30 protein-coding genes are annotated in these 23,344 nt (G+C 67.0%); 7 read left to right on the top strand and 23 right to left on the bottom strand.

Annotated elements, in window-relative coordinates:
* Positions 1 to 9 precede the first annotated feature (9 nt).
* The 5 genes from ACFPAH_RS20080 to ACFPAH_RS20100 are packed head-to-tail and all read left to right on the top strand — an operon-like array spanning position 10 to position 4,338.
* The gene (locus ACFPAH_RS20080) at positions 10 to 792 is read left to right on the top strand and encodes an SCO family protein (protein WP_379748859.1); all 783 of its coding nucleotides are present in this window, start codon (positions 10 to 12) and stop codon (positions 790 to 792) included.
* On the top strand, positions 789 to 1,739 hold the full coding sequence (coxB, locus tag ACFPAH_RS20085; protein WP_379748861.1) for a cytochrome c oxidase subunit II: 951 nt from the start codon (positions 789 to 791) through the stop codon (positions 1,737 to 1,739). Before ACFPAH_RS20080 ends, coxB begins: the two co-directional genes overlap by 4 nt.
* Entirely contained in the window at positions 1,714 to 3,339 is a 1,626-nt protein-coding gene (ctaD, locus tag ACFPAH_RS20090) for a cytochrome c oxidase subunit I (protein WP_379748863.1), read from the top strand. The genes coxB and ctaD overlap by 26 nt, the downstream gene beginning before the upstream one ends.
* A complete protein-coding gene (locus tag ACFPAH_RS20095) occupies positions 3,336 to 4,010 on the top strand; it encodes a cytochrome c oxidase subunit 3 (RefSeq protein WP_379748865.1) in 675 nt (224 codons plus the stop codon). Before ctaD ends, ACFPAH_RS20095 begins: the two co-directional genes overlap by 4 nt.
* A gap of 1 nt (position 4,011) precedes the next feature.
* Positions 4,012 to 4,338 (top strand): cytochrome C oxidase subunit IV family protein, encoded by a 327-nt coding sequence (locus tag ACFPAH_RS20100; RefSeq protein WP_379748867.1) that lies wholly within the window; start codon positions 4,012 to 4,014, stop codon positions 4,336 to 4,338.
* Positions 4,339 to 4,345: 7 nt separating this feature from the next.
* Here the strand turns inward: ACFPAH_RS20100 and ACFPAH_RS20105 are convergent, their stop codons facing one another.
* From ACFPAH_RS20105 to ACFPAH_RS20130, 6 genes are all read right to left on the bottom strand, one after another.
* Positions 4,346 to 5,563, bottom strand: a complete 1,218-nt coding sequence (locus ACFPAH_RS20105) for a family 1 glycosylhydrolase (protein WP_379748869.1) — start codon at positions 5,561 to 5,563, stop codon at positions 4,346 to 4,348.
* A complete protein-coding gene (locus ACFPAH_RS20110) occupies positions 5,560 to 6,720 on the bottom strand; it encodes an alpha-hydroxy acid oxidase (RefSeq protein WP_379748871.1) in 1,161 nt (386 codons plus the stop codon). The genes ACFPAH_RS20105 and ACFPAH_RS20110 overlap by 4 nt, the downstream gene beginning before the upstream one ends.
* A 29-nt stretch (positions 6,721 to 6,749) precedes the next feature.
* Positions 6,750 to 8,393, bottom strand: a complete 1,644-nt coding sequence (locus tag ACFPAH_RS20115; protein WP_379748873.1) for a GMC family oxidoreductase — start codon at positions 8,391 to 8,393, stop codon at positions 6,750 to 6,752.
* Entirely contained in the window at positions 8,390 to 8,995 is a 606-nt protein-coding gene (locus tag ACFPAH_RS20120; RefSeq protein WP_379748875.1) for a gluconate 2-dehydrogenase subunit 3 family protein, read from the bottom strand. The genes ACFPAH_RS20115 and ACFPAH_RS20120 overlap by 4 nt, the downstream gene beginning before the upstream one ends.
* Positions 8,992 to 9,759 (bottom strand): hypothetical protein, encoded by a 768-nt coding sequence (locus ACFPAH_RS20125; RefSeq protein WP_379749101.1) that lies wholly within the window; start codon positions 9,757 to 9,759, stop codon positions 8,992 to 8,994. Before ACFPAH_RS20125 ends, ACFPAH_RS20120 begins: the two co-directional genes overlap by 4 nt.
* A gap of 233 nt (positions 9,760 to 9,992) precedes the next feature.
* A complete protein-coding gene (locus tag ACFPAH_RS20130) occupies positions 9,993 to 11,780 on the bottom strand; it encodes a thiamine pyrophosphate-requiring protein (RefSeq protein ID WP_379748877.1) in 1,788 nt (595 codons plus the stop codon).
* A gap of 555 nt (positions 11,781 to 12,335) precedes the next feature.
* Here ACFPAH_RS20130 and ACFPAH_RS20135 point away from each other — a divergent pair.
* Positions 12,336 to 12,929, top strand: coding sequence for a beta/gamma crystallin domain-containing protein (locus tag ACFPAH_RS20135; RefSeq protein WP_379748879.1), 594 nt, complete (start codon positions 12,336 to 12,338; stop codon positions 12,927 to 12,929).
* Between the two features lie 943 nt (positions 12,930 to 13,872).
* Here the strand turns inward: ACFPAH_RS20135 and ACFPAH_RS20140 are convergent.
* The gene (locus tag ACFPAH_RS20140; protein ID WP_379748881.1) at positions 13,873 to 14,184 is read right to left on the bottom strand and encodes a hypothetical protein; all 312 of its coding nucleotides are present in this window, start codon (positions 14,182 to 14,184) and stop codon (positions 13,873 to 13,875) included.
* A gap of 280 nt (positions 14,185 to 14,464) precedes the next feature.
* Here ACFPAH_RS20140 and ACFPAH_RS20145 point away from each other — a divergent pair, with 280 nt between their 5' ends.
* Entirely contained in the window at positions 14,465 to 14,851 is a 387-nt protein-coding gene (locus tag ACFPAH_RS20145; protein ID WP_379748883.1) for a hypothetical protein, read from the top strand.
* Positions 14,852 to 15,135: 284 nt separating this feature from the next.
* Here ACFPAH_RS20145 and ACFPAH_RS20150 read toward each other — a convergent pair whose 3' ends face one another.
* The 16 genes from ACFPAH_RS20150 to ACFPAH_RS20225 all read right to left on the bottom strand — a co-directional run bounded on the left by ACFPAH_RS20150 (position 15,136) and on the right by ACFPAH_RS20225 (position 23,338).
* Positions 15,136 to 15,267 (bottom strand): hypothetical protein, encoded by a 132-nt coding sequence (locus ACFPAH_RS20150; protein ID WP_379748885.1) that lies wholly within the window; start codon positions 15,265 to 15,267, stop codon positions 15,136 to 15,138.
* Positions 15,267 to 15,452 carry a hypothetical protein gene (locus ACFPAH_RS20155; RefSeq protein WP_379748887.1) on the bottom strand — a complete coding sequence of 62 codons (186 nt, stop codon included), beginning with the start codon at positions 15,450 to 15,452 and terminating at the stop codon, positions 15,267 to 15,269. Before ACFPAH_RS20155 ends, ACFPAH_RS20150 begins: the two co-directional genes overlap by 1 nt.
* A gap of 25 nt (positions 15,453 to 15,477) precedes the next feature.
* Positions 15,478 to 15,651: a hypothetical protein gene (locus ACFPAH_RS20160; protein ID WP_379748889.1), complete on the bottom strand. Its 174-nt coding sequence runs from the start codon at positions 15,649 to 15,651 to the stop codon at positions 15,478 to 15,480.
* Complete coding sequence (locus tag ACFPAH_RS20165) at positions 15,651 to 15,965, bottom strand: hypothetical protein (RefSeq protein WP_379748891.1); 315 nt, start codon at positions 15,963 to 15,965, stop codon at positions 15,651 to 15,653. The genes ACFPAH_RS20160 and ACFPAH_RS20165 overlap by 1 nt, the downstream gene beginning before the upstream one ends.
* Positions 15,965 to 16,165, bottom strand: a complete 201-nt coding sequence (locus ACFPAH_RS20170; RefSeq protein WP_379748893.1) for a hypothetical protein — start codon at positions 16,163 to 16,165, stop codon at positions 15,965 to 15,967. The genes ACFPAH_RS20165 and ACFPAH_RS20170 overlap by 1 nt, the downstream gene beginning before the upstream one ends.
* Complete coding sequence (locus ACFPAH_RS20175) at positions 16,162 to 16,779, bottom strand: glycoside hydrolase family 104 protein (protein WP_379748895.1); 618 nt, start codon at positions 16,777 to 16,779, stop codon at positions 16,162 to 16,164. The genes ACFPAH_RS20170 and ACFPAH_RS20175 overlap by 4 nt, the downstream gene beginning before the upstream one ends.
* Positions 16,776 to 18,254 (bottom strand): glycosyl hydrolase family 28-related protein, encoded by a 1,479-nt coding sequence (locus ACFPAH_RS20180; RefSeq protein ID WP_379748897.1) that lies wholly within the window; start codon positions 18,252 to 18,254, stop codon positions 16,776 to 16,778. Before ACFPAH_RS20180 ends, ACFPAH_RS20175 begins: the two co-directional genes overlap by 4 nt.
* Positions 18,251 to 19,039, bottom strand: coding sequence for a hypothetical protein (locus ACFPAH_RS20185; RefSeq protein ID WP_379748899.1), 789 nt, complete (start codon positions 19,037 to 19,039; stop codon positions 18,251 to 18,253). Before ACFPAH_RS20185 ends, ACFPAH_RS20180 begins: the two co-directional genes overlap by 4 nt.
* A complete protein-coding gene (locus ACFPAH_RS20190) occupies positions 19,036 to 19,521 on the bottom strand; it encodes a hypothetical protein (RefSeq protein ID WP_379748902.1) in 486 nt (161 codons plus the stop codon). The genes ACFPAH_RS20185 and ACFPAH_RS20190 overlap by 4 nt, the downstream gene beginning before the upstream one ends.
* Positions 19,518 to 19,928, bottom strand: coding sequence for a hypothetical protein (locus tag ACFPAH_RS20195; protein WP_379748905.1), 411 nt, complete (start codon positions 19,926 to 19,928; stop codon positions 19,518 to 19,520). Before ACFPAH_RS20195 ends, ACFPAH_RS20190 begins: the two co-directional genes overlap by 4 nt.
* Positions 19,910 to 20,116, bottom strand: coding sequence for a hypothetical protein (locus ACFPAH_RS20200; protein ID WP_379748907.1), 207 nt, complete (start codon positions 20,114 to 20,116; stop codon positions 19,910 to 19,912). The genes ACFPAH_RS20195 and ACFPAH_RS20200 overlap by 19 nt, the downstream gene beginning before the upstream one ends.
* Positions 20,117 to 20,142: 26 nt before the next feature.
* Complete coding sequence (locus tag ACFPAH_RS20205) at positions 20,143 to 20,496, bottom strand: hypothetical protein (RefSeq protein ID WP_379748909.1); 354 nt, start codon at positions 20,494 to 20,496, stop codon at positions 20,143 to 20,145.
* A 12-nt stretch (positions 20,497 to 20,508) separates the two neighbouring features.
* On the bottom strand, positions 20,509 to 21,306 hold the full coding sequence (locus ACFPAH_RS20210; RefSeq protein ID WP_379748911.1) for a major capsid protein P2: 798 nt from the start codon (positions 21,304 to 21,306) through the stop codon (positions 20,509 to 20,511).
* A gap of 303 nt (positions 21,307 to 21,609) precedes the next feature.
* Positions 21,610 to 22,413 carry a hypothetical protein gene (locus tag ACFPAH_RS20215; protein WP_379748913.1) on the bottom strand — a complete coding sequence of 268 codons (804 nt, stop codon included), beginning with the start codon at positions 22,411 to 22,413 and terminating at the stop codon, positions 21,610 to 21,612.
* Positions 22,410 to 22,931, bottom strand: coding sequence for a hypothetical protein (locus ACFPAH_RS20220; RefSeq protein ID WP_379748915.1), 522 nt, complete (start codon positions 22,929 to 22,931; stop codon positions 22,410 to 22,412). Before ACFPAH_RS20220 ends, ACFPAH_RS20215 begins: the two co-directional genes overlap by 4 nt.
* The gene (locus ACFPAH_RS20225; RefSeq protein WP_379748917.1) at positions 22,928 to 23,338 is read right to left on the bottom strand and encodes a hypothetical protein; all 411 of its coding nucleotides are present in this window, start codon (positions 23,336 to 23,338) and stop codon (positions 22,928 to 22,930) included. Before ACFPAH_RS20225 ends, ACFPAH_RS20220 begins: the two co-directional genes overlap by 4 nt.
* Positions 23,339 to 23,344: the final 6 nt, after the last annotated feature.

A 23,344-nucleotide genomic window follows, 5' to 3' on the forward strand; every position in this document is an offset into this window, starting at 1 on the left:
CGCCCTGCGATGCTGGCAGCATGGACGCTGCTCTGGCTGGCGTTGTGCCGGTGGCCGGCAGCCGCGCAGCCCCTGCATTTGCCGGCCCCGCCGGCGGCACGTTTTGCGCCCGTGATCGGGACGCGCCTGCCGTTCGAGGCCGTGCTGCGCGACGAACAAGGCGCGGCGCTCCGGCTTGGCAGCCTGTTCGGGCGCGCGCCGGTGGTGCTCGTGCCGGGCTACTACACCTGTCCGAATCTGTGCAGCACCGTGTTCGAAGGCGTGCTGCAGGCCCTGGCCTTGAGCGGCCTGCCCGCCGGCAGTTACCGCCTGGCCGGCATCTCGGTCGACCCGCGCGACGGCGCGGCCGCGGCCAGGGCCAGGCATGGCGCCTATGCGTCCCTGCTGCCGGGCGGCGCCGGCGACCTGCGCCTGCTGACGGCGGACGCCGCCACGCTGGCCCGCGTCGAGGCGGCGCTGGGCTACCGCGCGACGCCCGATCCGGCCGGCGGCGAGCTCGCGCATGCCGCCGGTTTCGTGGTGGCCGGTGCCGACGGACGCATCGCCCGCTTCTTTCCAGGAGTGCGCTTCGAGCCGGCCGCGCTGCGCGCGGCCGTACTGGCCGCCGGCGCCGGCCAGGCGCAGCCGTTCGCGGCCGGCGAGCGACTGCTGTTGCTGTGCGCGCACTATGATCCCGCTGTCGGCGTCCACGGCGCGGCGGCGCTGGCGGCGGTGCGCGCGGGCGCGCTGCTGGCCGCGTTCGGGCTGGGCGGCTGGATATGGCGCCGGCGCGCGCGCAAGGAAGTCGGATGAGCCCTGGCTTTCACCTCCTGCCGGCCGACGGGGCCGCCTCGGCTGCGCGCCTGGACAGCCTGGCATTGTTCATGCTGCTGCTGTGCGGTGCGGTGGCGCTGGCGGTGCTGTTGCTGATGGTCGTTTTTTGCGTGCGCTACCGGGCCGGCTCGAACGCCGACCGCAGCGGCGCCCATGCCACCGACTTCGGCCTCGAACTGGCCTGGACCCTGATCCCGCTGCTGCTGTTCATCGGCGTGTATGCCTGGGGTGCGGTCGACTACCTGGCCCTGTATCGCTCCGGCCCCGCGGACACGACGGTGTTTGTGGTGGCGAAACAATGGATGTGGAAGGCCGAGCACCGCGGCGGGCGGCGCGAGGTCGGCGAGCTGCACTTGCCGCTGGGGCGGCCCGTGCGCCTGGTGCTGACCTCGCAGGACGTCATCCACAGCTTCTTCGTGCCGGCCTTTCGCATCAAGCAGGACGTGGTGCCGGGCCGCTACTCGGCGATCGCGTTTACCCCGAGCCGGGCCGGGGAGTACCACCTGTTCTGCGCCGAATTCTGCGGCACCGCCCACGCCATGATGACCGGCCGCATCGTGGTGCAGTCGCCGGCGCAATTTGCCCGCTGGCTGACTTCGGGGCCGCGCCAGCCGGGGATGGCGGAGCGTGGCTTTGCGCTGTTCCGGCGCTTCGGGTGTGCCGGTTGCCATGCGGCCGGATCGAGCGTGCATGCGCCCGACCTCACCAACCTGCTCGGGCGGCGCGTGCACCTGCAGGACGGGCGCGAGCTGACGGCCGACGAAGCCTACGTGCGCGACTCGATCCTGTTGCCGCGCAAGGATGTCGTGGCCGGCTATGCGCCGATCATGCCTTCGTTCGCGGGCCAGGTCGACGAAGAGGAACTGCTGGCGATCATCGAATACATCAGGGAGAGCGGACATGACGAGCCCACAGAGCGACCTTAGCCTGGCAGAGGAGGGCGTGGCGGCCCCGACCAGCTACCTGGGCGCGGGCCACAGCCTGCGCTCCTGGCTCGGCACGCGCGACCACAAGCGCATTGCCCTGCTGTACGCGGTGTCGATCACCCTGTTCTTCTTCCTCGGCGGCCTGGCCGCGGCCCTGATCCGCCTGGAACTGGCGACCCCCCAGGGCGACCTGGTCAGCGCCGACACCTACAACAAGCTGTTCACGGCCCACGGCGTGATCATGGTGTGGCTGTTCCTGATCCCGTCGATTCCTTCGGTGCTCGGCAACTTCCTGATGCCGATGATGATCGGGGCGCGCGACCTGGCCTTCCCGCGCCTGAACCTGGCCAGCTGGTATCTCTACTTGCTGGGCGGCGCCATCGTCCTGTGGGCGCTGCTGGCCGGCGGGGTCGACACCGGCTGGACCTTCTATACCCCGTTCTCGACCATGTTCTCGAACTCGCACGTGGTGCTGGCACTGGCCGGGGTGCTGGTGCTCGGCTTTTCGTCGATCCTGACCGGACTGAATTTCATCGTCACCGTGCACACCATGCGCGCTCCAGGCATGGGCTGGTTCCGGCTGCCGCTGTTCGTGTGGGCGAACTACGCCACCGCGCTGATCCTGGTGCTGGCCACGCCGGTGCTGGCCATGACCCTGGTGCTGGTCGCCGTCGAGCGCCTGTTCCAGGTCGGCATTTTCGACCCCGCCCTCGGCGGCGACCCCTTGTTGTTCCAGCACCTGTTCTGGTTCTATTCGCACCCGGCGGTGTATATCATGGTGTTGCCGGCGATGGGCGTGGCCAGCGAGATCATCCCCTGTTTCGCGCGCCGGCCCGTGTTCGGCTACCGTTTCATGGCCTATGCGATCCTGGCGATTGCAGTGATCGGCTTCCTGGTGTGGGGCCACCACATGTTCGTCAGCGGCCAGTCGGTGTATGCCGGGCTGGTGTTTTCGCTGCTGTCCTTCATGGTCGCGGTGCCGTCGGCGATCAAGGTGTTCAACTGGACCGCGACGCTCTACAAGGGGCGCATTACCTTCGAAGCGCCCATGCTCTACACGCTGGGCTTCGTCGGCCTGTTCACGATCGGCGGGCTGACCGGGCTGTTCCTGGCGGCGCTGGCGCTGGACGTGCACCTGTCGGACACCTATTTCGTCGTCGCCCACTTTCACTACATCATGGTCGGCGGGTCGGTGATGGCCTACCTGGGCGGCATCCATTTCTGGTGGCCGAAGATCAGCGGGCGGATGTATTCCGAGGCCTGGGGCCGGCTGGCCGCGGTGGTGATCTTCGCCGGCTTCAACCTGACCTTCTTCCCGCAATACCTGCTCGGCTATGCCGGCATGCCGCGCCGCTACCACAGCTATCCGGAAGAATTCCAGCTGCTGCACGTGCTGTCGTCGGCGGGAGCGGTGACGCTGGCGGTGGGCTACCTGCTGCCGCTCGGCTACCTGGCCTGGTCGCTGCGCTACGGCCGCCGGGCCCCGCCCAACCCCTGGCAGGCCACCGGGCTGGAATGGCAGACCTCCTCGCCGCCGCCGCCCGACAACTTCACGCAGCCGCCGGTCGTCACGCGCGGCCCCTACGCCTACACCCCATGAGCCAGTCCGTTCACAGGGTGGCGGCGCTGCCGGCGCCGCAGTTTTCGACCCGGGAACAGCAGCAGTTCGCCGGCGCCTTCGGCATGTGGGTCTTCATCGCCAGCGAGTTGCTGTTCTTCGGCCCGCTGCTGTTCGCCTACCTCTACCTGCGCCTGCGTTACCCGCAGGCCTGCGCGGCGGGCAGCCGCCATACCGACTTCCTGCTCGGGACCGTCAACACGGCCGTGCTGCTCACCAGCAGCCTCCTGATGGCGCTGGCGGGCCAGGCGGCGACCGATGGCCGGCGCCGGCGCGCAGCCCTGCTGCTGGCGGCGACCACCGCGCTTGGACTGGCCTTCCTCGCCATCAAGGGATGGGAATACCATGCCGAGTTCGGCGAACACCTGTTCCCCGGCGCCGGATTCCGGCCCGAGCACGGCGGCCTGGTCCAGCATGCGACCGGCATCGAACTGTTCTTCGTCCTCTACTTCATGACGACCGCGCTGCACGCCTTGCACCTGACGGCCGGCATCCTGGCCTGCCTCTGGCTCGCGTTCGGGTTGCGCCACCCGGGGCCGCCCGCGCCGGACCCGGCGTCGGTCGAGCTGGTCGGGCTGTATTGGCATTTCGTCGACATCGTCTGGATCTTCCTGTACCCGCTGCTGTACCTGGTCGGGCGCGCGGGAGCCTAGCATGCAGCGCCGCGCCCGTCCCCTGATCCTCACCTGGCTGGCCTTGCTGCTCCTGCTGGCGGCCAGCGCCGCCAGCGCCTGGCTCGCGCTGGGCTGGATCAACAGCGCCCTCAACCTCGGCATCGCGCTGGTCAAGGCCCTGCTGGTGGCACTGGTGTTCATGCGCCTGCGCCGGGCCCATGCCTTGCAGAGGCTGGCGGCGCTCGCCGGGGTGATCACGCTGGCCTTGCTGTTCGGCCTGGCCGGCGCCGATTACGCGAGCCGCACCGAGCAGCGCGCGCCCTGGCAGCAGCCGGCCACGCTGGCCCCGCGCCTGGGCGGGCGCTGACGCCGGCTCAGCCGGGTGGCGCCTGTGCGCCGCCCGCGGCGGGGTCGGGGCCGGACCCGGCCCAGCCCGTCCAGCTCGCGATCAGGCGCGCATATTCGTGGCCGACAGGACGGATCGTGCGTTCCAGGTCGAACAGCCCGCGCGGATTGACCACGCCGCGCAGTTCGCGCAACTCGATGTCCCAGTCGACCTGGTCGCTCAATGAATACCAGGTGAAGCCCACGGCGCGCACCCCGCTTTCCATCAGGCTGCGCAGGAGCGACCATTGCCGGCGCAGCCAGACGCAGGCTTCGTCGCCCGCCGCACCCTGGTCGCGGTTGGTTTCGGTGTGCATCAGGGGCAGGCCGTAGCGCTCCACGTACTGGCGCGCGATCACGGCAAAGCCCAGCAGTTCGTCGGCCGGTTGCAGGCTGCCGTCGGCATCGACGTGGTGCTCGTTGGAGCGGTAGTAGTCGCTGCCCATGATGCAATGTTCCAGGACGGCGTGCTCCTCGAAGAAGCGGCGTTCGTCCTCCGTCATGCCGTTGTCGAGGGCATAGGCGCGCAGCGCGGGCTCGAGCGGCCGGCCGTAGTTCAGGTCGAGCGAGAGGAAACGGCGCAGGTTGCGGGCCTCAGCGTCCGCCACCGTGCCCGGCGTGCTGGCATGGAAGTATTCGCTCGATTCGCTCTGAACGAACAGAGCGCCGGGACGCAGCGCCAGGATCGCGTGCATGGCCAGCACGTTTGCCTTGACCAGGTTGACCAGGGCGCGGACGTAGCCGCGATCGCTCGCCTGCTGCTCGTTCCACAGGCCGTACAGGGCGGAGAAGCGGGCACAGACGTACATTTCGTTGACCGGCGTGTACAGCCGGATCCAGGGATAGCGCTGCGCAAAAGCACCCGCATATCCGGCGAACAGGGAAGGAAAGTCCGGGTTCTGGAAGCTGCCGATCCAGTCCGGCACTGCGAAATGGCAGAGGTCGGCGATCGGCTCGATGCCGAGGCGGCGCAGTTCGCCGAAGGCCAGGTCGGCGAAGTCCCAGTCGTAGCGCCCCGGGCCGGGCCAGCAGCGGTACAGCGGCACGCCATAGCGCAGGGTGCGGATGCCCAGGCGCAGGGCCAGGTCGAAGTCGGTGCGGAAGTAGCGGTAGTGGCCGCATTCCTCCATCTGGTCGCGCCGAATGCGGCCGTGGCCGATGGTGGGCGCGCTGTTCTCGACGCCGCTGGCGAACATGAACGGGATCATTGCGCGCGTCCCAGCGGCGGCTGGGCGGTGACGACGCCGGGGGGAATGCCGTCCAGGCTGTCCAGGCCCGCCAGCATCATGCAGTCGTGCAGCTCCTGCTCGAACAGCTCGAGTGCGCACAGCACGCCGTCGAATCCCCTCGCAGCCAGCCCGTACAGGCAGGCGCGCCCGCTCAGGCAGGCCGAAGCGCCCAGTCCGATGGCCTTGACGATGTCGCCCCCGGTGCGGATGCCGCCGTCGAACAGCACTTCGGTGCGCCCGCCGACGGCGTCGGCGATGGCCGGCAGCACCGAGATCGAGGATGGTGCACTGTCGAGCTGGCGCCCGCCATGGTTGGAGACGATGATGGCGTCGGCCCCGACCTCGACGGCGGTGCGCGCATCGTCCGGATGCATCACGCCCTTGAGGATCAGCTTGCGGGGCCATTGCGCGCGCACACGGCGCACCGTATCGGCATCGAAGGTCGGATCGAACTGCTGCGCGATCCATTTCGACAGCGAGCCGACCGATTTGCCGGCCGCGATCTCGTGTTCGAGGTTGCCGAAGTTGTGGCGCTTGCTGCCCGCCATGCTGGCCAGCCAGCGCGGGTGGCCCAGCATGTCGAGCACGTTCCTGGGAGTGAGGCGGGGCGGCACTGCCAGCCCGTCCTTTTCGTCGGCCCAGCGTTTTCCCTGCACGTGCAGGTCGATCGTCAGCACCAGCGCCGAACAGCCGGCGTCGTCAGCGCGCCGTATCAGGCTTTCGTTGACTTTCCTGTCCTTCATCAGGTAGAGCTGGAACCAGAACGGCTTGCCGGTTGCCGCGTGCACGTCTTCGATCGAATTGATGGAGCAGGTCGACAGGCAGTAGGGAACGCCGAAAGCGGCCGCGGCGCGCGCCGCCTCGCATTCGCCGTTGGGCCAGGCCAGGCCGGCCAGGCCAGTCGGCCCGATGGCCAGCGGAATGCGCGCCGCGTCGCCCGCCATGGTCGCCGCGGTGTGACGGCTGGCCACGTTGCGCAGGCTGTGCTGGCGCAGCGCCAGCGCCCGCATGTCGTCCAGGTTGCGCTGCACGGTCAGCTGCTGTTCGCTGCCGCCGTGGATGTAGTCGAAGAGCACCGCGGGCAGGCGCTTGCGGGCCAGCGTTTCCAGGTCGAAGATGCTGGCGATCTTGGTCATGCCGTCCTCCCGCTCGGTCGAGTTCCGCGTTACAGCTCTGCGCGCGCGGCCAGCGCGCGGATGCGTGCCCCCATCCGGCACGCCAGCGCCTGGATCGTGAGCGAGGGGTTGACGCCGCCGCAGGTCGGAAACAGCGAGCCATCGCAGATCCAGAGGTTGCGCACGTCCCAGCTGCGGCCGTCGGCATTCACTACACTAGCCTCCGGGCTGGCGCCCATCCGGCAGGTGCCGAGGATGTGGCTGGTGTCGTCGCTGGTCCACACGCCGTGCCCGCCGGCCGCTTCCAGCATCCGGCCCATGAAGCGGGTCGCATGGGCCTGCATGCGGCGGTCGTTGTCGGAATACGAGAACTCGACGTGGGCCACCGGTAGGCCGTGGCGGTCGCGTTCCTGGGCCAGCGTCACCCGGTTGCATGGGCGCGGTTCGGTTTCGGCTACGGCGACCAGGCCGCTCATGTGGTTGTAGTCGAGCATTTCCCGGCGCAAGGCCATCCCCCACAGGCCGCGCGAGGTCGTCACCAGCTGGGCCCAGGCGCGCGGCAGCGGGCCCTGGCTCATGAAGGCGTAGCCGCCGCTGAAATCCTTGCCTTCGTCGGCATAATTCCAGTGCTCGCAAACGGCCATGTTGGGCGGCCCCTTGTTCCAGCGGATGGCTTCGTCGAAGCGGGCCCAGACCCCGGGACCGGCGTGGGTGGTGAGATGGGTGCCGACCAGCCCGGAGCTGTTGGCCAGGCCCTGCGGGAAGGCGGGGCAGGCCGAATTGAGCAGCAAGCGCGGGGTCTCGATCGCGTAGCCGGCCACCACCACGTTGCGGGCCTGCTGGAAGCGCCAGTGGCCGACGCGCCGGTAATGCACGCCGCGCGCCAGGCCGCGCGCGTCGAGTTCGATGCGCCCGGCCATGGCCAGGTCGCGTACCTCGGCGCCGGCACGCAGCGCGCGCGGGATCCAGACCACCAGGGCGCTCTGCTTGGCATTGGTCGAACAGCCGAAGTTGCAGAAGCCCCGGTACACGCAAGGCGGGGACGGCCCGCGCGGCGCGGACACCGTCGCCAGCGGCACGGCCGACCAGGCGACGCCCATGCGCTCGGCGCCGCGCGCCAGCACCAGCCCGGCAGCGTTCATTTCGTGTTCGCGGTAGGGGTAGCGCCGATGCGGCGGACCCCAGGGATAGCGCAGCGGCCCCGCGATCGCCAAGGCGCGCTCGGCTTCCTCGTAATAGGGCGCCAGTTCGGCATAGTCGATCGGCCAGTCGAAGCCGTAGCCGAGCTGGCTGCGCGCGCGGAACCACGCGGGCCGGAAACGCAGCGAGATCATGCTGAAGTGCACCGTCGAGCCGCCGACGCCCCAGCCGGAGTTGTTGCCGCCGAGGGCGAGCGGGTCGGCGCCGCTGCTCAGGCGCTCCTCCAGCCAATACAGGTCGTGCTGGGCTTCCTCGTCGGAGGCGAAGTCCTCGAGCGGCCGCCAGAATGGCCCCGCCTCGAGTACGACCACGGAAAAGCCGGCCTCGGCCAGCTTGCAGGCCAGCGTGGCGCCGCCCGCGCCGGCGCCGACGACGGCGAAGTCGACCGCCTCGTGGTCGGGGTACTCGCGCATCGGCACCCAGCCGCCGCGCCGGAACACGTCGGGTGCGCGCCCGCCGCCGGTGCGCGGGATACGTTGCTCCTGCCCGCTCATGGCGCCTCGCTCGCCTCCCAGGGATCGCGGCCATCGAAGCCGAGGCGGACGTAGCCGCGCGGACTGGCCGGGCCGCCGAAGCCGATCTCGCTCCAGGCCGCCGGGTGGGCATAATAAATGCCGGCCGCCGTCTTGAGCAGCAGGTGGACGAAGAAGTGCTGCGCGCGCAGCGCCTGCCACTGCCCGGACTGGCCATGGTCTTCGGCCAGCGCTTGCAGGACCTGATCCTGGGCGGCAGCGGGCAGCGCGACGAAATCCTGGCCATGGCGGCAGCGCGCCTCGTCCGCGAGCGCGGCCAGGCCCAGGCGCCAGGCCTGGCGCAGCGGCGGCCGGTCCGGGTGGCGATAGCCTTCGCCGCGGTCCTCGTGCAGCATGGCGTCGATCCAGGGCGTGATCGGGACCGGCTCGGCCCGTTCCGGCTGCGGCAGCAGGCGCCGGTTGACCGCTTCGAGCAGCGCCCACTCGGCCTCGTCGAGGAAGCGGCGCGGCGGCAGCGCGGCAAGGCGCCGCGCCAGCACCGCGCGCGTGGTATCGTCGTAGGACGGGCTGTTCCATTTGGCCAGCACGTCGTAGCCGGGGTAGCGCGGCGGCTCCGGCTTCATGCCGCGGCCTCCAGCGGCGCATCGCGGGCGCGTAGTGCCAGCGCCGCGCGCCCGGCCAGCGCCAGCGCGGAAAAGCTGGGCGGGGCCGGCAGCGGCGGACCGCTCAGCAGGTTCTGGCTCCAGTTGTGCCAGCCGCCCATCTGGCGCGCCACGCCGCGCGCATGCAGCGCGACTCCGGCGACGCCCAGCCAGGCGCAGGCCGACAGCCAGCTCCGGGCCAGGCCTTGCGGCCGCGATGGCGCGCGCACGGCGCTGGCCGCCAGCAGGGCCGCGCCCAGCGGTGGCAGCGTCACCGGCAGCCACATTGCCGGATTGTGGTACGCACCGCGAAAATGCAGCAGGGCGGCCTCCATGCTGGTGCCGGCCGGGCCGGCCGCCGCCAGCGCGCACAGGGCCTGGCCGCTGGGCAGGCGCGCCAGCGTCGGCGCCCCGCGTGCGGCCGCGCGCGCCCCGAGCCCGAACAGGCCGGCCAGCGCCAGCGCCGCCGGCGCGCCCAGCGGCGCGGCATAGAACAGGTTGGCCCAGGACAGCCCGCCGGGACGGCGCAGGACGTTATAAGTGTGGAAGCCCAGGCCCGCCGCTCCGGTCGCGCAGGCCGCCGCGAACGGCAGCGCCGGCGCCGGACGCCCGGGCCGGCCGGCGCCGCGCAGCGCCCAGGTCAGCGCCAGCGCAGCGCTGGCCAGCGGCGCGAACATGCCCGGATTGGAAAACCCGCCGCGGTAGTGCTCGAGCGCGCTGTCGCTCAATACCGAGGCGGCCAGCATTGCCGAGGACAGGTAGAGCTGTCCGGCCGGTTGCCGATTGGCTACCTGAGTGCCGACCCGAGCGCCCACCTGAGCGGCGTGCGCCGTGCCAGGCGCCGGCCTGCAGCGGGCCGGTGGGCGCAAACTGCCGTTGCCGGCTGGCCGGACGGCCAGCAACCCCGCCAGCGGCAGCGCCAGCGAGGCCGCGCCGAGCAGGCGCGCCGCCGGGCGCGAGCCTGCCTGCGCCGCCGGGTTCACCGCTTTTCCCCGGGCAGGATGTTGCTGAGGATCTGGCGCGCCGCACCGGCCAGCATCGAGCCCTCCTGCGGGTCGCCCTTGATGATGGTGCTCATGAAGCTCCTGGCCTGCTCGAAGGTGATATGCGAGGGCAGGGGCGGCACCTCGGGGTCGGTCTTGAACTCGATGACCACCGGACGGTCCGCGGCCAGCGCTTCGCGCCAGGTATCGCGCACCATGTCCGGGTTGTCGCAATACAAGCCCTTCAAGCCGATCAGGCCGGCAAACAGGTGGTAGGGGACGTCGGGGATTTGCTGGGTCGCCTCGAACTTCGGGTTTCCCTCCATCACGCGCTGCTCCCAGGTCACCTGGTTCAGGTCGCCGTTGTTGAACACGCAGACGATCCAGCGCGGGTCCTCCCAGCGCTCCCAGTATTTCGACACGGTGATCAGCTCGGCCATGTTATTCATCTGCATGGCGCCGTCGCCCACCATGGCGATCACGGGCCGGCCGGGGTGCGCCACCTTGGCGGCGATCGCGTACGGCACTGCCGCGCCCATCGAGGCCAGGCCGCCGGAGAGCGAGTACATCTGGCCGCGCTGGACCCGCAGGTCGCGCGCGTACCAGTTGGCGCAGGAGCCGGAATCGCTGGTGACGATGGCGTCGGGCGGCAGCAGCGGCGACAGTTCCCAGGCCACGCGCTGGGGATTGAGCGGGTGCGCCGGCTGCAGCGCCCGGTGTTCCAGGGTGCTCCAGGAATCGGCGACTTCCTTCTCCACCTGGGCGCGCCAGCTGGTGTCGGACTTTTGCCGCAGCAGCGGCAGCAGCATGCGCAGCGTCTCGGCACTGTCGCCATGCAGGTTGACTTCGGCCGGGTAGCGGATGCTCAGCATCGAGGGGTCGATATCGATCTGCACCGCGCGCGCCTTGCCCTCCGCGGGCAGGAATTCGGCGTAAGGGAAGCCGCTGCCGATCATCAGCAGCGTGTCGCAGTGGCTCATCAGCTCCCAGCTGGCCTTGGTGCCGAGGATGCCGATCGAACCGGTGACCCAGGGCAGGTTGTCGGGCAGGGCAGCCTTGCCGAGCAGGGCCTTGGCAGCCCCGGCCTGCAGCCGGTCGGCCACGGCGATCACCTCGTCGGTAGCATGGAGGGCGCCGGCGCCGACCAGGATCGCCACCTTGCTGCCGGCGTCGAGCACTTCGGCTGCCTGCCGCAAAGTGGCTTCATGGGGCACCACGCTTGGCCTGGTGTAGCCGATGCCGGACATGACCGAACCGTGCTTGTGGGGCGGGTCCTCGTAAGGCAGGTCTTGCAGGTCGCCCGGCAGGATCAGCACGCTGACGCCGTTGCGTCCCAGGGCCGTGCGTATCCCGCGGTCGACCAGGTGGCGTACCTGGGACGGGGCGGAGGCCTCGTAGACGTAGTCGGCCACATCCTGGAAGATGCGCTCCAGGTTCAGTTCCTGGGTATAGTGGGCACCGCGCGCGGTGCGGGGCGCCTGGCCGGTAATGGCCAGCACGGGAACGTGGTCGCACCTGGCGTCGTAGAGCCCGGTGACCAGGTGGGAGGCGCCGGGTCCGCCCGTCGACAGGCAGACCCCGAGCCCTCCCGTGAACTTGGCGTAGGCCGAGGCCATGAAGGCCGCCATTTCCTCGTGGCGCGCCTGGATGAAGTCGATCTTGCGCTTCGAGCGCTGGAGAGAGCCGAGCACCCCGTTGATGCCGTCGCCGGGGTAGCCGAAAATCGTGCGGACGCCCCAATCGTAGAGGCGTTCGACAAAGAAATCACCTACGGTCTGGTTCATGTCGATGTGCGCCCCTGGGGCGTCTGGAGGTTGGGGAATCGGTCCCGGGAGCCGCGCAGGAAGCGCCTTGCGCGGTCAAGCTCGAGTTGGGTACGCGACCGGCTCTGCATGCGCGAAACGCGCCGATGGAAACTGCGAGGGCTGGCATCGCCAGGGCCGCGCCTTGGGCTCGATCGCCGCAGTCCGGGCGTCGAGGTATGCCAGGCAGGTCGAGCCGCGCTGTGGCCCCGGCGCGTGCGAGCGACGCCGACGACGGCCAGTTTCCAACCATGAACAGGCATGCCTTCCTCCCGGCGCTTGGGTGTCAAAAGCTTAGCACCGGCGTCTCCGGGAGGCGACACGATAGCGGTGTGCAAAATTCCTGCAAACGGTCCCTGAGCCCGATGTCGCGCAGCGCCTTTCCAGCACGCCAACGGGCACGGGCGCCCGCATTCCCGGCGCGGCATGCACTGCACTCCGCTTTGACCCGCGTTGCCAATGTTGGCCGGGGGGTGAACTCGGGAGCGCACCGAATGTCCATTCTTGACCGCTAACCAATCGATCGAGGAGACCAGCATGCATGCCATCAGTTCGTCCCTGTGCAGAAGCATTGGCATCTGCACCCTTGCGTTCGCCCTGTTGCCAGGGATGGCGAACGCCCAGAGCACAGCGGGTTCCGCAGCGGGGCAGGGCGGCCACCAGAGCGCGACCGGCGCCTCCGCCAAAGGCACCAGCACGGCGTCCGGGGCCGCCGGCCAGTCCGCGGCCGGCGGAAAATCCTCTACCGGACAGGCGGTCACTTTCCTGCTCATTCCCCTCGTTTCCCCGGCGCAGGAACAGTGGATGAAGAGCGGCTGCTGGGCCAAGCTGCACGACGACCCGAACTTCACCGGGGACACCTTGACCTTGTCGGGGCCGATCGACATGCCGAACATGGTCGGCCCATTCGGCATCGACTGGAAGGGCAAGATCAGCAGCATCGAAACCGGGCCCAAGACGACGCTCACGATCTACGACAACGAAAACTTCCGCGACCCGGTGTCGACCTTCAAGCCCGGCCAGCGCGTTGCCGATGTCAGCAAAAAGATGGGATTTTTCGACGAAATGTCCTCGTTAAAAATCCACTGCACCGGCACTAGCTCGGGTTCGGGCGGCACCTCGGGCAAGTAAGGGAGGAGGGCGCGAGCGCGCCCGGCTCGAGTGGACGGCGTTCCGGGCGCGCTCGCCGGAGGCCGCGGGGCGCTACCGGATGTGCGCACGGCACCGATCCGGCATGCAGGTTGTCCGACGGGGCAGCGCGAGGCGCGTCACAGGTTTGCCTACCGTTCGGGAGCCCCGTCCGAATGACCTCGGCCGACGGATCGGCAGAGCGGTGCAGGCGGTGCGCCGGACCAGGGTTCTTGGTCCTTGCAGCGGGGCGCTTCTGCCGGTGAGGAGCAGATCGGTCAGCGCATCGGGATAGCGCGAACGTTTGCCACCCGTACACAGGCGCTACGTGGATGCGTGAACGTGTTCCGACGCCCGCGAACGACGAGTTCGAGGTGCGCGCCAACACAGATGTCGACGACAGCGGTAGTGATTCCGGGATCTTGGCCGACGATCGTGGCCGGCGCGCTGCGAGCCAGACGGACATCGAACTCGACATTAGCATATATATTGTCGAGTTCATGTTCATTGCAGGGCACTGCGCAGGGCGGGAGCGCTCTTGCCCCGGCACGGCCGGCAGAGGCTGCGCCGCACGCTCATGGTTCGCGCGCGTCCAATGTGCGGGCCGTAGGATCGACCAGGGCCGGCCGTGCTATCGCAGCCGGCGTAACCGGCGGTGCCGAGTGCATCGCCGGCGCGGCACTGTCCGCGATCGGCCTGGCTGGCGGCGCGCGGACCGGAGAAGCCCGCAACATCGGGCCTTCAGGGACGGCGGTACCGAACCCGAGCCCACAGCGGCCGCCGAGCCGGATAATGCGGCAGCCCAGCTGTCCGCTGCGGTGCAGATGGCGATCGAGGTGCCGACGGCGAAACCTCATCGCAGCTCCATGCCGCCGCACTCGCGCCGGTCGCGCTGGCGCGTACGACACGGTGACACGGGAGCGCCGCCGGCGCGCCGGCATGGGCGCTATTGCGCGGGAGGCGCAAGGCGCGGCACCGCACGCAGCGCCGCCCGCCGCTTGGTTGGACGATGGTCGACGAACAGCAATTGCGCTTCGGTGCTGCGTCGAGCGTGCTGGCTGCCGCCAGCGGGCAGCTGGGTGGTTCGAGGGCGCGCGGCCCGGCGCCGGATCGGCGCGCTCCATAGCAGCTGCCGACTTCCGGCCGCGACGATTTTCTGTTCGCGCACGACGCCACCGGCGTTCAGCCCGAACGGACACGAACAGGGCGAGAGCACGAACGGCAGTGCTTGCCGCGCAGGGATTAACCCGTAAGTCATGCGGCACGCCTGAATGGCCGCGTCACCACGAGGGTAGACCAGCGGGCCGCCGCCGGATGAGCAACAGTGGCGCGGCTTACCGCCAGCTTGGCAATCTTCCGGATCTGCATCGACGCGTGTACGGAGAACGGATTTAACATAATATAGATTATGCGAAAACGGGGACAGGCACGCACATCGAACAAAAACGCTCTAGCCCGGCCCGCACAGACCGGAACTCAACAGCCTGCGACTATCACACCGCAGGCTTTTTTTCGACTCGACCACAGGAGGCTCACCAGTGCGATATCCGAATCTGCGATACGGCAACCCTACCGAAATGGCCTACTACGCGATGGGCGTCCCGCTGCCCGTGCTGGCCAAGCGCCTACGCCGCGACGAGCGCACCGTGCGCGACTGGCTCAACGCCAAGCGGCGCGTGCCCTGGTGGGTTCCCGAGATTCTCAGGTTAAAGCACATGGAAGCCGACCTTCGACATCGGCAGATGGGATTCGGCGCCCTGGCGCCGAGGCTTGGCCTGGTGAGCGGCACAGTGATCGCGCTCACCCAGCCTGCAAAATCACTCGATGACGCTATCCCCGTACTCGACGCCGACACACCGCTCGAGCAGCTTGACCTTGGGATCGAACCCGGAAACGACCTTGGACGCCGTCTCGCCGGGCTGTAGCTGCCCGGTACACATCTGCGCGTAGTGGTTTCCCTCTTTGCAGACCTTGACCACATCGACGCATATCCCGGCCGGGCGCTTGCCAGTGTTCTTCACGACGCATTGCATGCTGTCCCGGCTAGTACCTTCGCACTTCCATTGCAGTGTGCCCCTGGCGCCCGTTTGCGCTTGCGCCCCGACGCAAACGAGAACCGCCAGCGCGGCCAGTACCTTCTTCATCGCAATCCCTGTTTCGTTGTAAAACGCGATCCTAGCCGTTCACGTTCCCCACTGCAACAAATCGATTACGCGATTTTGGCTTTCACTTCCAACCGCATGATCCGGCGCTCGGTGCGCAGCACCCAGGCGCCGGCCGCCAGCCCGCCCGTAAAGATGCCGGAACTGGTCAGAAGCTGGAACAGTTCCAGCGCACTCATTATTGACCCGCCGCCGGCACTACCGCACCGTCAGGGATGATGACGGCCGCCGCCGCCGCCAGCCCGGCCATCGCTTCGGCCACCATATTCGCCTTGACGGCATCGACGCCGAACAGCACGGCCAGCGCGGCCAGGCCCGCCCAGGTAGAGCGCTCGTTCAGGCGCTTGAGAATCGTTTTTTTCATGCTCTTTCCCCTTGTTTTGGTTGTACTACCAGATGTTGTTGCCCTGCGAATCGTTCACGGTGACGCTGTTCTCCACGACGAAGCTTTTCAGCTTGGGGAACCGGCTAATCACATAGGCCGCGATGAGGATGCCGCCCAGGACAATCAAGCCCTCGCGAAGCACCGACACCGGCGGCGGAATGATGTCCTTGATCTTCATTACTCAAACCACCCTTTCACGTTGTTATAGGCATCGGTGGCGGCGCCGCCGATGAATGTCCCGGCTGGACACGAAAAGCTCGCGTCCCAATAGCGCCCCTCACGCATCGCCTTTTCGCACTCGGTTTCGTTGGTGCGCGGGATGCCGAGCACATCGCCCACGCCCTGCGCGGCGCCGGCCACGACGCCGCCGGCCATATCAACAGCCGCGCCCCCCAGTTCCGCACCCACAGCCGCAATCCCGTTTTTTTTTACCAGCAGGAGCACCACGGCCAGGCCGGCCACGGCGCCCACGATGACATATCGATTCAGCATCACAGCACCCCCTCAAAAAGTTTGTCCATGTCGAAGAAGTAATTGCCGTTGGCGTCTTGCTGAATTTCCGGTGCCGCCGGGATGCCTTGCAATGGCGGGTTCTCCGGCGTCTGGCTCACCTTGTACATTTTGTAGAGGTGCCAGCCAATCGCCACCGTCGCCAGGCCCAGCACCAAATCCATCATGTCTTCGGTCTTCATGCGACGCTCCCGCCCGCGTTGACGTAGGCGGCGAACAGGGCGCCCACGCTCTTTTCCGGCTGGCCGTAGCCGGCGCCTGGCAGGCTGGCCCACTCTTTGCGGCACTTCGTCAGCGCATCGCCGAAGCGCCCTGCCCTCACATCGGCGAGCGCGCCGCGCTGTCGGATCAGTTCGACGGCGGCCCGGTCCTGCGAGGCCGGCGTGAAGTCGGTCAGCATCAACTTGCCCTTCACGCCCGCCCAGGTGCGCGTCAGGATCTGATAGGCACCGGCCGCGCTCGACGTAATCGGGCGCCCGTTGCTGAGGATCGTCACCAGCTTGCGCGGATGATCGGCGAAGCTGTTGAACAGGCTCCCACCTACCAATGTCCGGTATCCATCCGGCCCGGCCGTACCCTCGGCCGTGCGGATCATTTTCAAGAATGCCGCCACGTTTTTTTGCTCAGTCAAACTCATTACACCCCCTGAAATATCTGTTATGTCGTCCCACAAGGCGGCGGCCTGGTCGATCAGATCAGGCGCCTCGTATGCTGGGTTGTCGATTTCGTCGCTCTCACCAGCCAGCAGCAGCACAGCCACCGCCGCCAGCCCGACAACGATCAGTTTCTTATTCATTCCACAGCCAACTCACCAGTGAGCACGCCGGCATCGGTTACGCGGATGCGGTATTTCGTGCCATTCGGCGACTTGAGGACGAAAGCGCCGTTCACCTGAATATCGTTCGACAGGTACAGCCCCTCAATGATTGGTTTGCGCGTCGTACCGGAAAACCCGAACAACCCCCAGCGCGGCGCGGAATCGTCCCAGGCCTCCAGGGAAACCCCGTATCCGTTCGCCCCCGCGACGCGGAAGCCCGCCGTGCCAGTTGCACCACCAGCACCGGACCCGGCCGAAAAGCCCGACGCAAAAGCGCCCTGGTTCTCACTCGGCAGCAGACCGCGCGCCAGGTTGGGACCGTCAATAAATGTCAGTACAGACGCATCGTTGTAAGCTCCCTGCGCAAATGGCTGAATCGACGGCGAAAACACTGTTACGCCCTTGGTTGTGCCGCTCGTGCGCAGCCCGTAGCCGGTCCCGGCGCCGCCCCACTCGACGACAGGCGAAAGCAATGTGATGTTCTTGGAATCGGCAAGCCAAATGCCCCCGGCCGCGCCCACGGCTCCCACCACATAGACGCGCACGGCCGATGCCTCGCTGTTTGTCAGCTGGACACCGAACGAAGCGTTACCCTCAGCCGACCCCGCCAGGCTGGAACTCATCAGGCGCAGTTGAAAGCCCGTTCCATTGCGGTCAGCAGCCACACCAGCCAGCGTCGAGCCGATCAGCGTGCCGGAGAAGCCGGCGCCACCACTCCCGGCCGCATACGACGCCACGATGTTGGCGGCGCTGTTGTGGAACACGCCCCCCGGCCCCGTACTTCCGAACACGTAGGCATCGAGCGCCGCATTGATCGAATAGGTACGATTCATCGACAGATTGATGGTCAGTTCGAAGTAAAACGCGGTCGGCGCATTGAACACGGTCACATCTTCAAAGACGGGAGCAATCGCCGTACTGGAGGCGATCTTGAAAGCGTAGACGCCGGCATTCGCCGCCCGCGTCACATACTTGACATTCACCCGCTTGATCGTCAGCGTGTTGTCCACATAGGTGACTTGATCGACGTTTTCGAATGTGTTTTTGGTTGCGTCCTGTTGCTCAAAAATCACCGCCCCGGCCGCCTCGCCGTCAAGAAACGTCCCGTTGTAGAGCTTAATCGGCCCGTTGACCTTGTAGACGCCGCTTGGTGCATACACGCGCCCCGACGAAGACGTATTAAAGCCGTCACCGATCTTGCGCGCGGCGTCGATCGCCTTCTGGATCGCGGCAGTATTGACGGCTGCAGGTGCGGCAGGCGATGCGCCGAAATCCTTGATGCTGATCGGCTGGCCGGTGAACTTGTCGGCATAGGAAACAGGCACAGCGCCAGGTGCCGGCCGCACGTACAGCTTCTCAACGATGCCGGCCGGGCCGGCCGCTTGTGCCGGCGCCGTCGCCGCCATGAACGTGGCAGCAAAGCACAGCGCGCGGAAGAACTTTAATTTCATCATGCAATCACCTGAATGTTGAGGGTAGAACTCGTCCCAGCCGCGCAGACGCCATGCCAGGCGGCGCCCGGCGCTTCGTTCTCATTCCACGTTTCGCCCGGCTGGATCAGCACCACGGCGTTGTCAATCGTGACGCCTGCGCCACCGATGGCAACAGCACCAGCGCCCACGTTTTTGATGCGGAACCCACGACGCGCCGCCCCGACAGCGAGCACCGGCCCACGGATTTCCGTCATATTTACTGGCGCCACATCGGTAACGATCGCGGCCAAATAACCACGCGTCACGAATTCGGCGCCGCCCTTCTGGACGACAGGCATCGCGCTTGCGTCGCTGTTCTTGACCTGGACTGCGAACACATCAGCCGGCCGCTGACGCATCGGCACAGCCGTTTCGTCTGTGTTGTTGATGCCGACATTGGACGCCGTCACCTCGATCAAACCCCCGCCGATATCGACCGGGACACGGTTGTCTGGATCGTTGCCGATAGAAACTTGCCCCATGACGTTGACAAGCGCGCCGCTGGCAAAACCCAGGCTCACATCGGTTTGGCTCAGGAACATGGACACCACGCAATCAACCGCAGCCTCCAGAATGATCGCGTCGTAGTCGGCAAAGCACTTGAACGCCTTTTGTCGCTTCGGCATCTTCGTGAATGTCGCCCCGCCCTTCATCGGCGTAATGTCGACGCCTTCGGCCTCGCCGGTATCGTCGACAAGAATCACTTTCCCCTGGACCGGGATTTGTACCGGCTGGCCGGCTTTCAGCGTAAAGACACGGTAGCTCATCGCGCCCCCATCACTTTCGCCGCCGCGAGGCCGACGATTGCCACCACACCGAACGCCAGCATTTTTTGCTCGCCGGCCTTGCTCGTGCGGTACGCGTCGGCCAGCACATCATTGACCTTGGAATTTGCCGAAGTAATCGCGTTGATCGACGCCAGGGACGTTTTTTGCACCAGTTCGCCGGAATCGGCGTAGGCATCTTTGACGGCGCCCAGCGCGTCGCGGCTCAGGTCTCCCATTTCGCCCACGGACGCCGCCGCCAGGCTGGCCGACCCCTTGGTGACTGCCTCGGCAAAATCGAACGAGCGGCCCACGGCGCCCGCGTCGATGGTCTGATTGATCGTCGTACTTTGGTCGGTCACGCTATTGCCGTTGGACCCCGAAAAGTTGATCGAGCCGGCTTCGGCTACGCCAATGCGGTTATCTTCGGTGTTGTTGGTCTGCGTCTGGTTCGCTTGCGTGCTCGCACTCGATTTGCTGCTCATAATTTTTTCCTCATCACGTAGGAACTCAGTTCCCAGCCCTGGCGCTCGAGCTTTTTCACGAGCCCCCGGCGCCGGGTGTTGATCGTCAGGCAGTCGGCGGTTGCGCATTGCTGCGCGATGTACGGGACGAGCGATGCGACCAGATCGCAGCCGGGCACGCCGCCGGCAGCAGCCACAATGAACACCTCGACGCCGTGCGCCTGGTTGACCTGTTCCAGCGCGTACCTGGCGACGGTTTCGCCGTTCAACTTGACGTCAAACAGCGTCGCCGTGCTCAGGCAGGCCTCCATGTCGCCAAGCCCCCCGGTCGTATCGCGGCGCGCGTCGAATGCTTTCGCATACGCGGCGCGCGCCGCGGCGTCGAGCTGGCCCGGCTCGACTGTCCCTTTCATCGCGTCAGGAACCACACCGCCGCCGCCCCCACGGCCAGCAGCACGACACCCGAACTTTTCGGGACCGGCGTTGCCGTGTTGTCGCCCGTACCAGTGCGCTGGATGATCCAGTCGCCCTGGTTCTGCGCGCCCCAGCCCTGGCCGCTCGCGGAGCCGCCTTGCGCATCGCCCGACTTGGCCGACGAACCCATGTCAAGCTGCATCGGCGGCATGCCGCCACCGGGCGCCATTACTTACCCCCGCGCATAGCGAACGCGATGCCCACACCGATCAGGCCCAGCACCAGCAAGCGCGAGTTCTGCATCTGCGCCTGGACCTGCGGCGTCGGCGTCAGCGGCGTTTGCACCGAGACATAGCCGGTCTGTTGCGCCATCTTTTGCTGGTCACGCAGCAGGGCATAATTCAGCGCCGTTTGCACGGTGCCGCCCAGGGCGTTGAGCCAGCCGTTGTCGACGTGGTAGCCATAGCCGTTGCCGGTTGCCGTGGTCGGCTGCATCGGCGCGTCGCCGCGCGACACATCGGCATTGACGCCGTAGCTCTCGCCGTCGATGTAGCCCTGCGTGAATTGTCCGAAGTCAAACATGTTGACCCCCGATCAGTGCAGCTTGCGCAGATCGTCGACGTAGTCGAGATAGACGGTTGCCTGGCCGGCCGCGCTGGTTTTCAGGCGCAGCAGGGTTTCCTTGACTTGGGTGGTGTTAAGCATGTTCATCAGGTTGCCGTCGCTGATGAAGTCGAGCACAAGGATGCCCGGCTGCGGAACCACACGATCGCGCTTGGCCGAATATTCCAGCGCGGCGACCGATGCGCGGATACGCGGGGTGCCGTTGGTGCGCAGTTCGGCGGCGGTCACGATGTTGGCATGGTGAATCCAGATGCGCTTCAGCAGGCCGCCATCGTTGCCGCTCGGCAGGGTGTAATCGTTGTCGCCCACGACGCCCAGCGGGATCGTGAAACGCTTGCGGCGCAGGATGAACGGGTTCTGGGTCGGATCGCGATATTCGCCGTCGCATTTCAGCGTCATCGTGTTCGGCGCGGCCGGCAGAATCTCGATTTCGAAGGTGAGCGAGTTCAGCAGGTTACGCGGCAACGCGGCCAGGTATTGTGCAGCGGCGCCGCCCCGGGTGTTCGGCTCGGTAAAGTCGATCGTGACGGTATCGGCCTGCGTGAAAATGCCTTGGTAGGCGTCACGCGAGGCAATGTGCGGAATCTGATCCTCGTAGAAGGTCACGCCGTTGGCCTTGCCCTCGATCTTGCCCAGGTGCGCCTTGGTCAGACCGCCGCCCAGGATCAGGTGCAGCTTGTCGAAGGTCGCGTTATACGACAGTTTCAGGATTGCATTGTTGCCGGGGGTGGCGTTCTGCAGGTCGATCATTTGATCGTAGAAGGACATGTTTTTCCCTGTTTCTATGGGTTATGGATTGCGGCGGCGCTTGCGGATGCTCGGCGCGGCCGTTTCGGTACGCCTTGCCGGCTTACGCGCCTGGCAGGTAGTCGCCCACGCCTGGAACTTTCATGGCGTGCTTCTGGACGGCGGCGACGACAGCGAAAGCGACGATGGCGATGAGCGCGGTCTGGATGACTTCTTTGTTCATGGTTTTTCCTAAAATGGGTTTGTCAGGTGGAACAGGGTTCTAAGGTGACACGCCGGTTTCGCCTGCGCTACGGCCTGTAACCGTTACTGTTACTGTTACTGTTACAGGGCCTTATTGATTCCGCGCCTGACTGACAGGTCCGGGTTTTTGTGGAAAAACTCAAAATTCGGCAGTTCGCGCACCAGCTTGAGGCCCTTGACGCGTTGCGCGCGGCCACCTGGCCCGGTCGGGCGCCACTCGTCAGGCAGGCCCAGGGTGTCGGCCATTACCTTGGCGTCGTTGTCGTAGTTGACGCGGTAGCACCGGACCTCGGAACAGTTGCCCAGGAAGTCCTTGTCGATCTGCGCCGGCCGCTGGCTCACGCCGATGATGGTCAAGCCCTGGTGGCGGCCGGCGGTCGAGAGGTTCCGCCAGGCTGGCGGCGACCATGACGGCATCGTGACGCGCGACAGTTCCTCAACTAGCACGGTGGCGCCCACCAGTTCCCACACGATCCGGCAGAAGAAATCAAACTGACGTTTTACGGCCTTGTCGTCGCCGCTCGGCACGTACACGATAGCCTTGCGCCCGGCCTGGACCGCCGCCACCAAGTCCGTGATCTTGTGCACGGTGACGCCTTTGCAGAAGCCAGCGTAATTGTCGGTTTTCTCCAGCGGCGACCACACCAGCAGGCGCGAATACCCGCGCAACAGTTCGCCCTTGATGTAGCTCGATTTGCCGGTGCCCGACGCGCCGATGACGGCGTGAATTTTTGCCTTGTTCTTCGTGCCCTGGCTCGCGCCGGCCGCGCGCTTCGGCGCTGCCTTCGCGGGCTCGTCCACCAGTTCCCAGGCCGGCGCCTGGCCGGCGTCGGCGGGCGCGGCGGCCGGCGGCGCGGCGCGGCGTGCTTTCCCGAGGATCGTCACGCGGCCACCTTTGTGGAATCGAACCAGTCAGGAGCTTGCGCCTCGACCACCGGCCCGCCGTCCTTCATCGGCTCGGCGCCCTGCTCGCCTTGCCCGGCTTCGGCCAGCGTCGGCGCGTCACTTGCCGCCGCCTCGCGCCGCGCCTTGATCGCGTGAACCACCGGGACCACCAGCGGAATCGACGCCATCGTGACGGCGATTTCTGGCGCGTATTTCGCCATCGTTGAACCGGCCTCCCAGCCGTACTTATTCGCCAGGAGCGCCATCGCGCCGCCCCAGCGCATGCACGCATCCTCGGTGTAGGCCGGCGCAACCTCGGGCATCGCCATCGCCAGCAGCCCGCCCAGCATCATCGGAATCTGTGCCCAGGCCTGCGCCTCCATGGCGTCGGGCGCGCTCGGCTGCTCGGCCTCTTTCCGGCCGGCCTCGGCCGCCTGTTCTTCGCCCGCCGCCAGGCGCGCGATCTCGTCCAGGGCCGGATTGGCCGGGTCGAGCACTTCGGGTTGGTCTTCGTTCATGCTGCTTGTCTCGCTGATTTGCCGATGATGGGCGCGAACCACGGCGCGGGCGCGGGTTTGCTGGCCGGTGCGGCCGCCGGAGCGGGCGCAGGCGGCGTTTTCGGCTCGGGTTTGATGGATTCCGCAGGCACAGGCGATTTAACGTCGCCTGCGGCCTGCGGCGCGGCCGGCGCTGGGACCGGCTTCGGTTCAGTAACAGGCGCAGGCGCGGTCGGCGCGGTAACAGGACGCATGCGCTGTAACAGGCGCTTCGACTTGAACGGGTTGCGGGTGAACAATTGCTGTGCGCAGTCCTCGCAGAACCCGAAGGCGTGCCCGCCCTTGTCCATCTTCACGGCCATGCCGTCCTTCATCTCGCAAGTCGGGCAGTCGATGTGCCCGAGCGTTACCGGCTTTTCCTTCGCCATGCCTGC

Origin of the sequence: Massilia sp. GCM10023247, assembly GCF_042653325.1 — a bacterium.
Classification (GTDB): domain Bacteria; phylum Pseudomonadota; class Gammaproteobacteria; order Burkholderiales; family Burkholderiaceae_D; genus Telluria.

Excerpts from the sequence above, each read along its gene's own strand:
- ACFPAH_RS20160 (WP_379748889.1), bottom strand. The coding sequence starts at position 15,651 with ATGAAGATCAAGGACATCATTCCGCCGCCGGTGTCGGTGCTTCGCGAG.
- ACFPAH_RS20115 (WP_379748873.1), bottom strand. The coding sequence starts at position 8,393 with ATGAGCGGGCAGGAGCAACGTATCCCGCGCACCGGCGGCGGGCGCGCA.
- ACFPAH_RS20180 (WP_379748897.1), bottom strand. The coding sequence starts at position 18,254 with ATGATGAAATTAAAGTTCTTCCGCGCGCTGTGCTTTGCTGCCACGTTC.
- ACFPAH_RS20150 (WP_379748885.1), bottom strand. The coding sequence starts at position 15,267 with ATGAGTGCGCTGGAACTGTTCCAGCTTCTGACCAGTTCCGGCATCTTT.
- ACFPAH_RS20110 (WP_379748871.1), bottom strand. The coding sequence starts at position 6,720 with ATGACCAAGATCGCCAGCATCTTCGACCTGGAAACGCTGGCCCGCAAG.
- coxB (WP_379748861.1), top strand. The coding sequence starts at position 789 with ATGAGCCCTGGCTTTCACCTCCTGCCGGCCGACGGGGCCGCCTCGGCT.
- ACFPAH_RS20140 (WP_379748881.1), bottom strand. The coding sequence starts at position 14,184 with ATGACTTACGGGTTAATCCCTGCGCGGCAAGCACTGCCGTTCGTGCTC.
- ACFPAH_RS20125 (WP_379749101.1), bottom strand. The coding sequence starts at position 9,759 with ATGCTGGCCGCCTCGGTATTGAGCGACAGCGCGCTCGAGCACTACCGC.
- ACFPAH_RS20105 (WP_379748869.1), bottom strand. The coding sequence starts at position 5,563 with ATGATCCCGTTCATGTTCGCCAGCGGCGTCGAGAACAGCGCGCCCACC.
- ACFPAH_RS20210 (WP_379748911.1), bottom strand. The coding sequence starts at position 21,306 with ATGTCCTTCTACGATCAAATGATCGACCTGCAGAACGCCACCCCCGGC.
- ACFPAH_RS20100 (WP_379748867.1), top strand. The coding sequence starts at position 4,012 with ATGCAGCGCCGCGCCCGTCCCCTGATCCTCACCTGGCTGGCCTTGCTG.
- ACFPAH_RS20220 (WP_379748915.1), bottom strand. The coding sequence starts at position 22,931 with ATGAACGAAGACCAACCCGAAGTGCTCGACCCGGCCAATCCGGCCCTG.
- ACFPAH_RS20170 (WP_379748893.1), bottom strand. The coding sequence starts at position 16,165 with ATGAAGACCGAAGACATGATGGATTTGGTGCTGGGCCTGGCGACGGTG.
- ACFPAH_RS20135 (WP_379748879.1), top strand. The coding sequence starts at position 12,336 with ATGCATGCCATCAGTTCGTCCCTGTGCAGAAGCATTGGCATCTGCACC.
- ACFPAH_RS20205 (WP_379748909.1), bottom strand. The coding sequence starts at position 20,496 with ATGTTTGACTTCGGACAATTCACGCAGGGCTACATCGACGGCGAGAGC.
- ACFPAH_RS20095 (WP_379748865.1), top strand. The coding sequence starts at position 3,336 with ATGAGCCAGTCCGTTCACAGGGTGGCGGCGCTGCCGGCGCCGCAGTTT.
- ACFPAH_RS20130 (WP_379748877.1), bottom strand. The coding sequence starts at position 11,780 with ATGAACCAGACCGTAGGTGATTTCTTTGTCGAACGCCTCTACGATTGG.
- ACFPAH_RS20080 (WP_379748859.1), top strand. The coding sequence starts at position 10 with ATGCTGGCAGCATGGACGCTGCTCTGGCTGGCGTTGTGCCGGTGGCCG.
- ctaD (WP_379748863.1), top strand. The coding sequence starts at position 1,714 with ATGACGAGCCCACAGAGCGACCTTAGCCTGGCAGAGGAGGGCGTGGCG.
- ACFPAH_RS20185 (WP_379748899.1), bottom strand. The coding sequence starts at position 19,039 with ATGAGCTACCGTGTCTTTACGCTGAAAGCCGGCCAGCCGGTACAAATC.
- ACFPAH_RS20225 (WP_379748917.1), bottom strand. The coding sequence starts at position 23,338 with ATGGCGAAGGAAAAGCCGGTAACGCTCGGGCACATCGACTGCCCGACT.
- ACFPAH_RS20190 (WP_379748902.1), bottom strand. The coding sequence starts at position 19,521 with ATGAGCAGCAAATCGAGTGCGAGCACGCAAGCGAACCAGACGCAGACC.
- ACFPAH_RS20155 (WP_379748887.1), bottom strand. The coding sequence starts at position 15,452 with ATGAAAAAAACGATTCTCAAGCGCCTGAACGAGCGCTCTACCTGGGCG.
- ACFPAH_RS20120 (WP_379748875.1), bottom strand. The coding sequence starts at position 8,995 with ATGAAGCCGGAGCCGCCGCGCTACCCCGGCTACGACGTGCTGGCCAAA.
- ACFPAH_RS20200 (WP_379748907.1), bottom strand. The coding sequence starts at position 20,116 with ATGCAGCTTGACATGGGTTCGTCGGCCAAGTCGGGCGATGCGCAAGGC.
- ACFPAH_RS20175 (WP_379748895.1), bottom strand. The coding sequence starts at position 16,779 with ATGAATAAGAAACTGATCGTTGTCGGGCTGGCGGCGGTGGCTGTGCTG.
- ACFPAH_RS20165 (WP_379748891.1), bottom strand. The coding sequence starts at position 15,965 with ATGCTGAATCGATATGTCATCGTGGGCGCCGTGGCCGGCCTGGCCGTG.